This is a genomic window from Chryseobacterium sp. KMC2, from assembly GCF_016756935.1.
GTDB classification, from domain to species: domain Bacteria; phylum Bacteroidota; class Bacteroidia; order Flavobacteriales; family Weeksellaceae; genus Chryseobacterium; species Chryseobacterium rhizosphaerae.
In genome coordinates this window covers 23,451-36,355 of sequence record NZ_JAESIT010000009.1, presented here as the reverse complement: position 1 = coordinate 36,355, position 12,905 = coordinate 23,451, and the positions used below count along the sequence as shown (strand labels likewise).

The 12,905-nt window shown below is 36.9% G+C and carries 13 protein-coding genes and 1 riboswitch; of the genes, 2 read left to right on the top strand and 11 right to left on the bottom strand.

Features of this window, described 5'->3' with window-relative positions; translation table 11 throughout:
* Positions 1 to 60: 60 nt before the first annotated feature.
* Positions 61 to 154: riboswitch (TPP riboswitch) on the bottom strand.
* Positions 155 to 200: 46 nt separating this feature from the next.
* The 4 genes from JML65_RS12085 to JML65_RS12070 form a co-directional block, all read right to left on the bottom strand.
* Positions 201 to 2,042: a carbon starvation protein A gene (locus JML65_RS12085; protein ID WP_179140069.1), complete on the bottom strand. Its 1,842-nt coding sequence runs from the start codon at positions 2,040 to 2,042 to the stop codon at positions 201 to 203.
* A gap of 210 nt (positions 2,043 to 2,252) precedes the next feature.
* Positions 2,253 to 3,284 carry an alpha/beta hydrolase gene (locus JML65_RS12080; protein ID WP_202271009.1) on the bottom strand — a complete coding sequence of 344 codons (1,032 nt, stop codon included), beginning with the start codon at positions 3,282 to 3,284 and terminating at the stop codon, positions 2,253 to 2,255.
* A 21-nt stretch (positions 3,285 to 3,305) separates the two neighbouring features.
* On the bottom strand, positions 3,306 to 3,689 hold the full coding sequence (locus JML65_RS12075) for a DUF3037 domain-containing protein (RefSeq protein ID WP_047493883.1): 384 nt from the start codon (positions 3,687 to 3,689) through the stop codon (positions 3,306 to 3,308).
* A complete protein-coding gene (locus JML65_RS12070) occupies positions 3,676 to 4,449 on the bottom strand; it encodes a HipA family kinase (protein ID WP_047493885.1) in 774 nt (257 codons plus the stop codon). Before JML65_RS12070 ends, JML65_RS12075 begins: the two co-directional genes overlap by 14 nt.
* Before the next feature lie 70 nt (positions 4,450 to 4,519).
* Here JML65_RS12070 and JML65_RS12065 point away from each other — a divergent pair, with 70 nt between their 5' ends.
* Positions 4,520 to 5,359, top strand: coding sequence for an alpha/beta fold hydrolase (locus JML65_RS12065; protein ID WP_202271008.1), 840 nt, complete (start codon positions 4,520 to 4,522; stop codon positions 5,357 to 5,359).
* Between the two features lie 67 nt (positions 5,360 to 5,426).
* Complete coding sequence (locus tag JML65_RS12060; protein WP_052188740.1) at positions 5,427 to 5,942, top strand: hypothetical protein; 516 nt, start codon at positions 5,427 to 5,429, stop codon at positions 5,940 to 5,942.
* A 60-nt stretch (positions 5,943 to 6,002) separates the two neighbouring features.
* On the opposite strand, the gene JML65_RS12055 is transcribed toward JML65_RS12060, so the two are convergent.
* From JML65_RS12055 to JML65_RS12025, 7 genes are all read right to left on the bottom strand, one after another.
* Positions 6,003 to 6,827, bottom strand: a complete 825-nt coding sequence (locus JML65_RS12055) for a flavin reductase family protein (RefSeq protein ID WP_115919660.1) — start codon at positions 6,825 to 6,827, stop codon at positions 6,003 to 6,005.
* Between the two features lie 86 nt (positions 6,828 to 6,913).
* Positions 6,914 to 7,330 carry a GxxExxY protein gene (locus JML65_RS12050; RefSeq protein ID WP_047493895.1) on the bottom strand — a complete coding sequence of 139 codons (417 nt, stop codon included), beginning with the start codon at positions 7,328 to 7,330 and terminating at the stop codon, positions 6,914 to 6,916.
* A 98-nt stretch (positions 7,331 to 7,428) separates the two neighbouring features.
* Positions 7,429 to 8,676, bottom strand: coding sequence for a fumarylacetoacetase (gene fahA / locus JML65_RS12045; RefSeq protein WP_047493899.1), 1,248 nt, complete (start codon positions 8,674 to 8,676; stop codon positions 7,429 to 7,431).
* A gap of 62 nt (positions 8,677 to 8,738) precedes the next feature.
* The gene (locus JML65_RS12040; protein ID WP_047493902.1) at positions 8,739 to 9,200 is read right to left on the bottom strand and encodes a hypothetical protein; all 462 of its coding nucleotides are present in this window, start codon (positions 9,198 to 9,200) and stop codon (positions 8,739 to 8,741) included.
* Positions 9,201 to 9,270: 70 nt separating this feature from the next.
* The gene (gene hppD / locus JML65_RS12035; protein WP_047493905.1) at positions 9,271 to 10,401 is read right to left on the bottom strand and encodes a 4-hydroxyphenylpyruvate dioxygenase; all 1,131 of its coding nucleotides are present in this window, start codon (positions 10,399 to 10,401) and stop codon (positions 9,271 to 9,273) included.
* A gap of 237 nt (positions 10,402 to 10,638) precedes the next feature.
* Complete coding sequence (locus JML65_RS12030; protein WP_047493907.1) at positions 10,639 to 11,430, bottom strand: hypothetical protein; 792 nt, start codon at positions 11,428 to 11,430, stop codon at positions 10,639 to 10,641.
* Between the two features lie 136 nt (positions 11,431 to 11,566).
* A complete protein-coding gene (locus JML65_RS12025; RefSeq protein WP_047493911.1) occupies positions 11,567 to 12,841 on the bottom strand; it encodes an acetyl-CoA hydrolase/transferase family protein in 1,275 nt (424 codons plus the stop codon).
* Positions 12,842 to 12,905 lie beyond the last annotated feature (64 nt).

Below are 12,905 nucleotides of genomic sequence, written 5' to 3'. Positions count from 1 at the left end.
TTATCATTAAAATAAAAATAGCTTTAGGAAAAAATCCAAAACAAAAACCACATGAGCGGGTCATGTAATTTTGCTTTTCCCTACGTCGGTGTAAGCCGTATCAGGTTCAAAGGGACTCTCTCAATTCTTTTTCAGAATACCCCTAAAGCAAAACAAATGTATAAAAATTATCAGACCGGGCAAAAACCTTCCCCGTAATTTTATCTTTCCACAAGTTCCTTTACCTGTTCTCCATAAAAATCTGTTTTTGTAGTATTGATTTTTAAGAGCTCATACCATTTTATAAAAGCTCCGATAAAAACAATAAGCATCAGTACCATAGCTGTTACTGCTAAAGCAGCCAATAAGTACTGTTCTTTTGGAATATAGATCGTAGCAACCTGGATATAGCCGGCCCAAAAAGTAATTCCAGCCATAAAAACACCCGGAATAGCCGAGCATAAAGCATATTTTCCTCTGTTCATCCTGATCAGCATAGTCGTACAGACAATCAATCCGCAAGCGGCAAGTAATTGATTGCTGATCCCGAATAGTGGCCAGATACTGCTTACATTTCCGGTGTATACCAGGTATCCCCAGGCAAAAGTGAAAAGAAGGCTGCTGATAATAATTCCGGGAACCCAGTTTTTATCATTGAATTTTGGAATCACAGAACCCAGCATTTCCTGTAAAAAGAAGCGCCCGACTCTTGTTCCTGCATCAATGGCTGTCAGGATAAATACGGCCTCAAACATAATGGCGAAATTATACCAGTATGCGGTTAATTGATCCATATAAGGGATCTTATTAAAGATGTGAGCCATTCCCACGGCAAGTGATACGGCCCCGCCAGTTCTGCCATGAAGATCAATACCAATCTTTTGTGAATAATAATCTATGTCCACTCCATGTAAGGCAGGATGTGCTGCTAGAAAAGCATCATATGATTCTTTTGGAGTGTTGATGGCAAAATAATCCCCCGGCATTAATGTACATGCAGCAATGAGAGCCATTAGTGCAACAAAACCCTCTACAAGCATGGCACCATAGCCCACAAAAAGAATTTCTCTTTCTTTATTAAGCATTTTTGGAGTTGTTCCCGTAGCAATGACAGCATGAAATCCCGAGATAGCACCACAGGCAATCACAATAAAAATAAATGGAAGCACAGGGCCACCAATGACAGGACCTCCTCCGTTTACAAAAGCGGTAAGTGCCGGCATCTGTACAGTAGGATGAATGACAATAACTCCTATAGCCAACATAATGATCGTTCCTATTTTTAAATATGTAGAAAGATAATCACGAGGAACCAATAATAACCAAACCGGTAATACAGAAGCTAAAAAACCATATAATGGAATAGCAATGGAAATGGTCTTGATATCCCATGAAAATAAATTATTCATAGTGGGATTCTGCATGAGGCTGTGTCCACCAATAATTCCCGCTATTAAAAGAATTCCGCCTAAAATACTGGCAAAGAGTACACTGTTCTTTTTATACCGCATGATCAGTCCCATAATCACTGCAATAGGCATTGTGATCACCACTGTAAACAAAGACCAGGAAGCTTCATGCATGGCATTGATGCATGCCAGGGATAGCCCAGCCAGGGTAAGGATCAAGATAAATAAGATGGCAAACCCTGCTACTGTACCGGTTGCTTTACCGATCTCTTTCGAAGCTATGGTGGCAAGACTCTGCCCTTTATGCCTTACGGAAGCAAATAATACCACCATATCATGTACACCACCTCCCAATACACAGCCAATTAAGATCCATAGGGCACCGGGCAAATAACCAAACTGTGCAGCCAGAACAGGACCTACCAAAGGGCCTGCAGCAGCAATAGCTGCAAAGTGATGTCCGAAAAGTACATTTTTATTCGTAGCAACATAATCTTTTCCGTCTGCAAATTCAACAGCCGGAGTTGTATGCTGGTCATTGAGGCGAAGAACTTTATTGGCGATAAAGATGCCATACACACGATAAGCTATAGCAAAAATGAGGACTGATGCAAAAATGAGAGTAAGCGCATTGATATTGTTTAGGAAATCCATATCATTTTGATTTTTGTAGTGAATAATTAAAATTGAATCCTATTTTGTTATTAATAATTCAAATATTATCCAAGTTAATTATTTTAAGTGTAAAAATTGATGATATGTATACTAATTTAGCAAATTTGCAATTTGTGTGTGTTTTTTGTTAATTTATAATATTGATTATCAGTTGATATGTGTGTGTCCTGCTTGTTTTGTGTATATATATTATTTTTTCTGAGAAATGATGAAATCTACCATCTGATCTGTGAGCCTGTCAAGATAGGGTTTGTCGGTAGTACTGAAGCTGTGGACTCCATTATCCACAACGACTAAGGAAGTCTGGATATTTGCTCTTTTTAATCTTCGGTAGAGCTTTTTTGATTGACTTAAAGGGACAATCTTGTCTTTATTGCCCTGCATAATTAAAGTAGGAACCCCACCTGAAACAACATTAACCGGAGATACGGTTTTGAAATATTCTATTATCTTTTGCTGATCTTTGTCTATATCATATCCGGAAAGTCCTTTGACCAGGTTCTTTTGTAAACTGATAATCTTTTTTGATAGTAATCCCACCATAAAAACGGGAATAGTGCCTGTTTTGGTGTGAAAAAGCTTATTCAGATCAGCAGGGCCATAATGATCAATAACATAATTGACACTCGAAGGATAAGATGAAAGTTCAGGACTTCCGATAAATGTATCATCTGGAGTGTATGCAGCCATCAGGGAAAGGTGAGCACCTGCAGATGTCCCGAAAATTCCAATATTGTGAGTGTCGAAATTATATTTTTCTGCATTTTTTCTGACCCATCTTATGGCATCCTTAGTGTCTTCCAAAGGTTGAGGGAAGTGAGTGCTGTCATTTAACAGGGTATAATTTATACTGATCACTGCATATTGCTTTGCGATCAGTTTGGCCATTGTGTTTTCCACATAATCATCTTTAAGGATCACTTTGTCGCCTTCTACCCATCCTCCTCCATGAACGTAGATCAATACGGGAAGTTTACTGGGTACATTACCTTTAGGTGTATAAATATCCAGTTGAAGAGGATTTCCTTTTTTGTTGGTTTTGTAAATTATATTTTCAGAAACAGTGGCTATTTCCGGAAGCAGGGTAGTCTTTACACGCGAAGCCTGGGCTGGATTTTGTGAAAAAGTTTGTGAAAAGGATAAATGCGAAAAACTTAAAAATACAATAAAAAACAGGTTTGTAAAAAACCTGTTGATAGATATGGCGTATGATAATTTCATAATGAGTCTTTTTGAGGCATATTATTTTACTAATTCCTCAAAAAGCTTACCAAAAGTAGTATTTAAATCTCTGGATTTTCCGGGATGAGGTCTTGAGGTCTGCACTACTGAACTTCGTACAGCGGTCAGCCATCGGAAGCGTTCTGGGATATCGAACAGTGCAATAGGACCGCCCTCTTTATTTCCTTCAGCGATTTTCTGAAAACTTTCCAGGTTTTGAATGATATCCTCATAATCCAGTTTGCTATGCATCAGCTTGAACTTATCAGGGCACAAATGGAATGCTACACGGATAAATTTTTCTTTTTTTGAAAACATAACGAGTCCTATATTGAAAAATTCTTCTCTTTCAACCTTCGGTACTAAGCGTATTACCGCATATTCATATATTTTATCCTCTTGCATTTTTGGCTTCGTTTACAAAGATTTGAGAATTTTCTAATCTGGTTTTCATAAACTGAAAATAGATCTCACGGATTTCATCAGGTGTTTCATCAGCGTCATTCCAATGTAACCAGTCTTCAGGAATTGTGTTGACAATCTCTCTGAAAAAAGTATCATTTAATATGCTGTGGGCAAACTGGTCAGCTTCATCCAGTTTTTTTGCTTTCGGAAGCAATACATGGTCTTTCACATATTTGAATGGTGTTTTTGCTGCTGTATCGAAATTCTGCCACGAATGATGGAAATAGAAAGAGGCCCCGTTGTCAATTATCCAGAGTTCTTTATTCCACATCAGCATATTGGTATTTTTAAAAGTACGGTCAATGTTGGTAATAAAGGCATCCAGCCAAACAATTTTTGAAGCCAGAAGAGGATCAACAGACACTCCCGGATCATAAGTGATAGATCCTGAAAGATAATGCAGTCCCAGATTTAAGCCTTCAGAAAACTTGAGCAGATCCTGGATCTCTTCATCCGCTTCTGTTCTGCCAAAGTCTGCATCAAGATTTACAAAAACGAGCTCAGGAATTTTAAGCCCTAAAGCTTCCGTGATTTTGCCTCCCAACAATTCAGAAATCAGCATTTTAACTCCATGGCCTGCGCCCCGGAATTTTAAAACATATTTGAAATCATCATCAGCTTCTGCCAGAGCAGGTAGTGAACCTCCTTCTCTTAATGGCAGAATGTAACGTGTGACGGTTACCGTTCTTAAATTCTGCATACCGCAAAAATAAGGTTATTTTTTAATAGTTTTTTTCATAAATTTCGATTAAAATTAATTCTCTTATTGTATGGATCTTACTGTCAAAAAGAATATACATTTGGAAAACACTGAGACAAGAAGCTTTCTTGCGGATGTTTTTTATATGAATGCCGAAAAGAAATTGCCATTAGTGATATTTGTTCATGGCTATAAAGGCTATAAGGATTGGGGAGCATGGGATGTAATGGCTGAGAAATTTGCTAAAGCCGGCTTTTTCTTTGTAAAATTCAACTTTTCTCACAACGGAACAACGGTTGGGGATTCCCATAATTTTGCAGACCTTGAGGCTTTCGGAAATAATAACTATTCCAAGGAACTTTCCGATCTTGGTGTGGTAATTGATCACTTTATCAAAGAACCTCAGGTAGATGATCAAAAAATAATTTTGATGGGACACAGCAGAGGAGGTGGAATTTCTATTATTAAAGCATTTGAAGATGAGAGGATCAATGGGTTGATTACCCTGGCCAGTGTAGATACCCTGGAACGTTTCCCTAAAGATGAAGCATTAGCGAACTGGAAGCAGGAAGGAGTTTATTATGCATTGAATGGACGGACAAAACAGGAAATGCCTCATTATTATCAGTTTTATGAGGATTTTGAGCAAAATGTAAACCGTTTTGATGTGGAAAGAGCTACAGAAATGGCTAAAGTTCATATGTTAATTATTCATGGAACTCAGGACGAAGCGGTAGAAGTAAAACAGGCAGAACATCTTCACCTGCTTCATCCGAACTCTGAACTGTTTCTTATTGAAAATGCCAATCATACCTTTGGAGCCAAAGAGCCCTGGATAGAAAATGACTTACCAAAAGATCTGAATACTGCAGCAGAAAAAAGTATTGAATTTATAAAATCAAAAATGTAATACGTTCCATGTCGGTAATCATAGATCAGAAATTCTGCCATGATATTAACCACCATATAAATTAATTATGAAAAAACTTATTGCAGGCGTATTCGCCTTATCGTTATTGGCAACAGCTGTCTCTTGTAAAAAAGAAACTAAAACAGAATCCTCAGCAAGCAGAGATACGTTGGCTACCGTAATGCCTAAAGATTCTACAGGAATTCCAAAGACAGACTCAGCAGCTGTCCCTTCCCAGGTTACAGCCTCCACAGACAATATTATTACTAAAAATGTAGGTAAATATCCGCATGATATCAAGTTGTTTGAGGACAAAAGCCTGACAGAAAGATTGAAAAAAGTGGTAGGTCCTGAGTATGCTGAAATGGTAAAATTCTTTAATGTAGAAAGCCGTATTGTTTCAGAGAACGGAATCTATAAACTGGATGGTTGTAAACAACATGACTGTCCGGGGTATTCTACTTCCATCTATTATGATGTAAAGAATGATAACCTGAATGTGGCTATTGATAAAAATGGAAAAGTAAGTGACTTTGCCGAAAAAGGTAAAATTACAGTTTCAGAAACACTGAAAGCAAAATAAAGAGGAGCATAAGCTTCCTTCGTTATTTAAAATAAAAAAGCCTGAAATCTCAGGCTTTTTTTATTTTATCGTTAGTACTATCCAGGCTTCTTCAATTTTACTTTCCAATAATAACTTCTGTGCATCCGCATGAATATGTTCATCCGCATGAAAGTCTCCTGTTGGCAATACTTCTACATTGGCAAGCATTCCAAGGTCATTTCCTGTGAAAATCTTACTGTATTTAATAGAATCAGGCAGAAGATCAAATCCAATTCCCTTTGTAACCAGGGGTTTTGGAACTTCAAAAAGACTGTTTTCATTGCTTCGGGAATACCAGTTGCCTCCTAGGCGGGCTACCATATCGAGTTTTTTCTGATCCAGGTTTCCAGCCTCATTCAGGTATTCTTCTCTGATATGAATCTTCTGAACTTCACAGATCACAAGATTTCCGGCTCCTCCCTGATCACCCAAAGATTTTACTTCTAAAACCTTGCATTCAAAATTGACCGGACATTCCTCAATCAGCTTAGGTTGTACCAAATCAGCATCTTTCATTGTCAGCCCTGATTTTATAAACTCATTGACTCCGGTTTCATATTCTGTGGAAGCTAAGGAAATTTGCTGAACAATTGGAAAATTTACTGTTCCAATCACCACTTCCTGAACTTCAAGAACATTTTCCAGGGTATGTTTGGTTGTATTATCACGCACTCTCCTCGATGGTGAGAAAATCAAAATCGGAGGAACGGTACTGAACATATTGAAAAAACTGAATGGTGATAAATTGATCGTACCATTTTTATCTACCGTAGAAGCCAATGCAATCGGGCGCGGTGACACGGCGGTCTGCATGATGGTTTGCAGCTGTACGGCGGTTATTTCAGAGGGGATTACTGTTTTCATATTTTTACTTTTAACACCTAAGTTATTTTTAGTTATTTCTTATTGCGTTTTATTGAAGTACACTTAAGTTTGAAAATCTACGATTTTCATTCTTTTGGAAGATCTTTAAATATTTTGGACGCAAAGGATTCACAACCTTCATGGTAAAGGTTTGTAACATTGAAGTTGACTAAAATTGAACGAGGTGCTTTTAAAAGGTTCATATAGTTTATAGTTTGTGCTTTATGAATTTGATGAATTTCGGCAACTGATTTTAACTCTAAAACGATTAATTCTTCAATTAAAAAGTCACATTTTACCTTACAATTTATATGGTTTCCTTTATAGGAAAATGGAATCTCAAGTTCACTTTGATATTTTAAACCTAACAGATCAAACTCTTTTTCTAAACATTGATGATAAACCTCTTCGTACAAACCAGGACCCGCTAGTTTATGTACTTCTATACAAGCGCCAACAATTTTGTAGGATAGCTCATTAATCAATTTTTGAGTAATCATCATGTGAGAAAAAAATGAAAATCGCAGATTTTCAAAAACTAAAGTGAACTCAATTTTTCCATTATTATTTAGCTTAAAAAACTAAAGTGTTTAAATAATTATTATACGGTTGGGATAATTTTACCTGAAACTTCACCAAAACCTACTCTTACACCATCTTTCTCAGCCCATGCTTTCATGGTAACCGTATCATTGTCTTCAATGAACTTTCTTTCTTCTCCGTTGCTTAATGATAAAGGGTTTTGTCCTCTCCATGTCAATTCAAGCATAGAACCGAAAGATTTTGGATCGCTTCCTGAGATAGTACCACTGGCATACAGATCACCTACCTCAACGTTGCATCCGTTTACAGTATGGTGAGCCAGCTGTTGCGTCATATTCCAGTACATGTGTTTGTAATTGCTTTCACTGATGAGGTTTTGTTCCCCATTTTCAGGCTGGATATAAACTTCAAGATTGATATCGTAGTTTTTGTCTCCTTCAAATTTTAAATAGTCTAACACTTCAGGGTCCTGTGTAGGAGAAGCGGTTCTGAATGGTTCCAGGGCTTCCAGGGTAACTACCCATGGTGAAATAGATGAACCGAAATTTTTAGCAAGGAATGGGCCTAGTGGCACATACTCCCAAGACTGTATGTCTCTTGCAGACCAGTCGTTGAATACCACCATTCCAAAAATAGCATCTTCAGCGTCTTTTGTAGAAATGCTTTCTCCCATCTCAGTATTTTTGTTGATGATGAAGGCCATTTCCAGTTCAAAATCCAATTGTTTACAAGGACCAAAAACAGGTTTTTCCACATCTGCAGGTTTCATCTGTCCTTTAGGACGATTAATGTCTGTTCCGGAAATTACAATTGAAGAAGCTCTTCCATGGTAACCTACCGGTAAGTGTTTCCAGTTTGGTAATAAAGCATTGGCAGGATCACGGAACATTTTTCCAACATTGGTAGCATGTTCAATGCTGCTGTAGAAATCAGTGTAGTTAGGAATGTGAAGAGGCATCATCATTTTCACTTTGTCAAGATCATAAAATGCTTCTTCAATGGTTTTCTGGTCTTTTGAAAGAGCAGAACCTTCCTGTAATAGCGTTTGAATTTTTGTACGAACAGCATTGGTAACCGGTTTACCCAGTTCAATAAATTCGTTGATGGTGTATGCTTCAAAAACATTGTCATCCAATCCTTCAATGTCTTCAAAATATCCAAGATCATACAAGGTTGCCAGATCTATAATCTGATCTCCGATCCTTGTACAGCATCCGATATATTCTTTATTAAAAACTGCGACTCCGAAAGGGATATTATGTATAGAAAAATCCGAATTTGAGGAATAGTCTACAAATGATTTCATAAGTTTATTAGATTTAAGTTAGATTAAAATAGCACCCTGAGAAACAGCTGTTTTCAAGATATTTATTTTGCCTTTTTCGAGTAGGATTCTTCATCAATCCATCGGTCTCTGGTATTGACATCAATGAGATAAAGAATATCCTTTTGCTTGGTGAGCATCAGGGTTTTAGTTACCGGCAGTGGAATTTTTTTATCTTCAAGCTTATCTGCTCTTAAAGAAATAATGTTTTTCTTTCTGATGATGTCACCTGTAAAAACATTGGAACTGCTTTCTCCGGTAGCTTTATCATCAAAAACTTCTACATAAGTAGCATTATTTCCTTTGATGATAATAAAATCTCTTTCCGTGTGGTCTGCCTCATCTTTAATGAAAACAAACTTTTTATTGTCAATATTTACATTGTCGAGATTCTGATTGATGCCTCTTCTTTCTTCAAGTTTGGTAAGAATTGCATCCAATGTTCCATATTGAGCTTTTAAGCCCAATGTTCCAAGGAATAGAGTTCCTATTAAAATTTTTTTCATATGCTGTGTTTTTATAAAAAAGTTTTGTCAAGACTTTGCATCCTGACAAAACTTAGTATATACTGTAAAATTAAAGATTTCCTCTTCTGTCCTGTTCTCTTTCCAGTGCTTCAAATAACGCTTTAAAATTTCCGGCACCAAAACTCTGTGCACCATGTCTTTCAATGATTTCAAAGAATAGGGTAGGGCGGTCTTCTACAGGCTTGGTAAAAATCTGAAGTAAGTACCCTTCTTCATCATGATCAATAAGTATACCTAAACTCTGTAATTTCTTAAGATCTTCATCAATATGACCTACTCTTTCAGGAACCATATCATAATAAGCTTCAGGAGGAGCGGAAAGGAATTCTACCCCACGTTTTTTTAATTCCGTGACTGTGTGGATGATATCTTTTGTAGCAACAGCAATGTGCTGTACCCCTTCTCCTTCATAGAAATCAAGGTATTCTTCTACCTGAGATTTCTTTTTACCTTCTGCAGGCTCATTGATAGGGAACTTTGCAAATCCGTTTCCGTTTGACATTACCTTAGACATCAAAGCAGAATATTCTGTGTTGATCTGTTTATCATCAAAAGAAAGGATATTCACAAATCCCATTACTTTTTCATACCATTCTACGGTAGGAATCATTCTGTTCCAGTCTACATTTCCTACGCAGTGGTCTACATACAATAAACCGGCTTCTTCAGGGTTGTAGTTGCTTTCCCATTTTTCATATCCTGGCATGAAAGCTCCTTTATAGTTTTTTCTTTCAATAAACATGTGAATCGTTTCTCCGTAAGTATAGATTCCGGACATTCTTACTTCACCATGCTCGTCAGTAAGTGTTACAGGCTCTAAATAGGGCTTTCCACCTCTTTTTGTAGTCTCTTCAAAAGCTGCATAGGCATCATCTACCCAAAGTGCCAAAATTTTTACTCCGTCACCATGTTTTTTTACGTGCTCACTGATTGGAGAGTCAGACTTAAGTCCGGTAGTTAAAACCAATCTTATTTTTCCTTGTTGAAGAACATAAGATGCACGGTCTCTTACTCCTGTTTCAGGACCCGCATAAGCTACAGACTGAAAACCGAAAGCGGTTTTATAATAATGGGCAGCCTGTTTTGCATTTCCTACATAAAACTCAATATAATCTGTACCGTTAATCGGTAAAAAATTCTCTGCTTGAGCAATTTTTTCGGCAAATGTTAGTGTTGACATGTTTTCTTTTTACTTTTATTTTATTGGTATGCAAATTACAAAAATCTTGGACATAGGGAAAATAATAAACAGAAATCCTGGTGTTTATTTAACATAAAGTTAAAGAAGAGTTCATTTAAGTATATTTAAGTTTCTTAGGTTTAGAATGGACCTCCTACATTTGTAATACAAAAGACAAGTGAAAAATAATATTTCGAACATGAAAGCCGCAGAAGATTTTCTGCGGCTTTCTTATTTTTATAAAACTTCTATTTTCCTGTTTAAGCTTCCTGCATCAGGATTGTAATTATCCCAGATCTTCCAGGTGTCATCTACCTTTCTGATAAAGTAAATTTGGGTGCTCAGCTGATTGACAAAATGCTCTTCGCCGGTTTCTCCTACTTTGAACAGAAGATTCCAAAACTCCTGAGATTCCAGTATTTTTTTATCAGGCTCATCTGTAACAATGTGGATGTCAAAAACTTCGTAATTGGACCGATTGTTTTTTGTGACCAGTTGAAAATCTTTGTCACACAGCTCTTTACTGTATAATGATGCCCTTTCTAGAAAAGGGGAATCATTAAATACCAGATCTTTAAAGATACCGGTATTATGATTAGGAAACTGTTTGTAAAACTCAAAAGCGGTGGCACAGTAATCATAAACCATTTGGGTTAGAAATGAATGATCATCAGCTTCCTTATCTTCCTGTTTTTTATGCCTCATAGAAAGGATGTAATCATTAAGATCTTTGTATCCCAGAAAGATACATATCTTGTCCAGAGTTTTTAAAAATCTGAGGTCGCTATGGGTTTTGTCCTGGTAATCGTTTTCAAAAAAACGTTGTAAAGTAACATGTGAAATAGTATTTCCTATTTCAAATTTTTTCCCTCCCTTCAATTCTTCAGCTTCTGATAATTCTTCTTTAATAATTTCGGAAAGGATAATATAATGGCTTCTTTTCCATTCACTCACATTCCCCAAAACAGAATTCCTTACCTTCGAATGCTTTTCAACTTCTTCTCGTATCGAATTATATATCGTTTTCAATTTCCTTGTTTTAGAATGATTTTATCAAATATACTGCCAAAAGGTTAATGTTTTATTATGATTCATGGAGTCTGGCATGAAAATACTTTTTTGATTCTAAATAAAAACAACTTTTAAGAGATTATCTGTTTGATTATTAATGTTTAAATCTTTCGAAAGCGGCTCTTTCCAGCATTTCTCTGTCATCCGGATGCGCAATACTGATCAGCTCTTGCGCCCTCTGGCGAAGATTTTTGCCATAGAGGTAAGCTGTTCCATATTCCGTAACTACATAATGAATATGACCCCTGGTAGTAACTACCCCTGCTCCCTGTTTAAGATATGGGACAATTCTGGAAACTCCTTTTCGGGTTCTTGAAGTGATGGCAATAATTGGTTTTCCGTCTTCACCCAATGCTGCTCCTCTCATAAAGTCCATCTGTCCTCCGATACCACTATACTGCATGGTTCCTATAGAGTCGGCACATACCTGGCCGGTAAGATCAATCTCAATAGCTGAGTTAATGGCTACCATTTTTTTATTTTTCATAATGTTAATGGGGAAATTAACTTCGCTCACATCTCTGAATGCAAAAACCGTGTTATCATCTACATAATCATATAATTTTCTGGTTCCAAAGCAGAAACTTGTGATGGTTTTATTGTCGTTATAGCCTTTGTATTTGTTGTTAATTACATCATTCTGAATAAGATCAATGACTCCATCACTGAGCATTTCGGTATGAATACCCAGATCTTTATGATTGCCCAGGCACTTTAAAACGGCATCGGGAATTGTTCCGATACCCATCTGAAGGGTAGACCTGTCTTCAATAAGCTCGGCTACATTTTTTCCTACAAGCATTTCTTCAGGACCTACTTTTGAACCATAATCTACTGTGGGAAGCTCTTCTTCATGCCATACCAGCTTATGAATCCTGCTGATATGGATCATTCCGTCTCCATGAGTTCTCGGCATTCTCGGGTTAACGATTGCAACGATGATTTTTGCAGTATCCACTGCTGATCTTGCAATATCTACAGAAGTTCCCAACGTACAGAAGCCATGTCTGTCAGGAGGTGAAACGGTTATTAAAGCCACATCCAGAGGCAGTATATTTTTTCTGAATAAAATAGGAATTTCGCTGAGAAATACGGGAACAAAGTCTCCTCTGTCTGAATTGACAGCATCACGAACCGGTGTGGAAACAAATAAAGAATTGACAAAGAAACTGTCTTTATATTCGGGTTTTGCAATTTCTACATTTCCCTGTTGGGTAATAGAAACCATTTCTACATTTTCCAACCGATGAGATTGTCTCGCCAGTTCATCAATAAGGTAGTTAGGAGTACATGCACTGCCATGGAAAAATACCCTGTTTCCACTTTTTATAGTATATATTGCTTCTTCAGCGCTTATGTAATTATGCATATTTTATTTTTTTTGATATTAATTTTTTATCTCATAAACACCTATCTTCTCTCAAAGATAAGCT

Coding starts and splice junctions, on each gene's coding strand:
- JML65_RS12085 (WP_179140069.1), bottom strand. CDS start 2,042: ATGGATTTCCTAAACAATATCAATGCGCTTACTCTCATTTTTGCATCA.
- JML65_RS12080 (WP_202271009.1), bottom strand. CDS start 3,284: ATGAAATTATCATACGCCATATCTATCAACAGGTTTTTTACAAACCTG.
- JML65_RS12075 (WP_047493883.1), bottom strand. CDS start 3,689: ATGCAAGAGGATAAAATATATGAATATGCGGTAATACGCTTAGTACCG.
- JML65_RS12070 (WP_047493885.1), bottom strand. CDS start 4,449: ATGCAGAATTTAAGAACGGTAACCGTCACACGTTACATTCTGCCATTA.
- JML65_RS12065 (WP_202271008.1), top strand. CDS start 4,520: ATGGATCTTACTGTCAAAAAGAATATACATTTGGAAAACACTGAGACA.
- JML65_RS12060 (WP_052188740.1), top strand. CDS start 5,427: ATGAAAAAACTTATTGCAGGCGTATTCGCCTTATCGTTATTGGCAACA.
- JML65_RS12055 (WP_115919660.1), bottom strand. CDS start 6,827: ATGAAAACAGTAATCCCCTCTGAAATAACCGCCGTACAGCTGCAAACC.
- JML65_RS12050 (WP_047493895.1), bottom strand. CDS start 7,330: ATGATGATTACTCAAAAATTGATTAATGAGCTATCCTACAAAATTGTT.
- fahA (WP_047493899.1), bottom strand. CDS start 8,676: ATGAAATCATTTGTAGACTATTCCTCAAATTCGGATTTTTCTATACAT.
- JML65_RS12040 (WP_047493902.1), bottom strand. CDS start 9,200: ATGAAAAAAATTTTAATAGGAACTCTATTCCTTGGAACATTGGGCTTA.
- hppD (WP_047493905.1), bottom strand. CDS start 10,401: ATGTCAACACTAACATTTGCCGAAAAAATTGCTCAAGCAGAGAATTTT.
- JML65_RS12025 (WP_047493911.1), bottom strand. CDS start 12,841: ATGCATAATTACATAAGCGCTGAAGAAGCAATATATACTATAAAAAGT.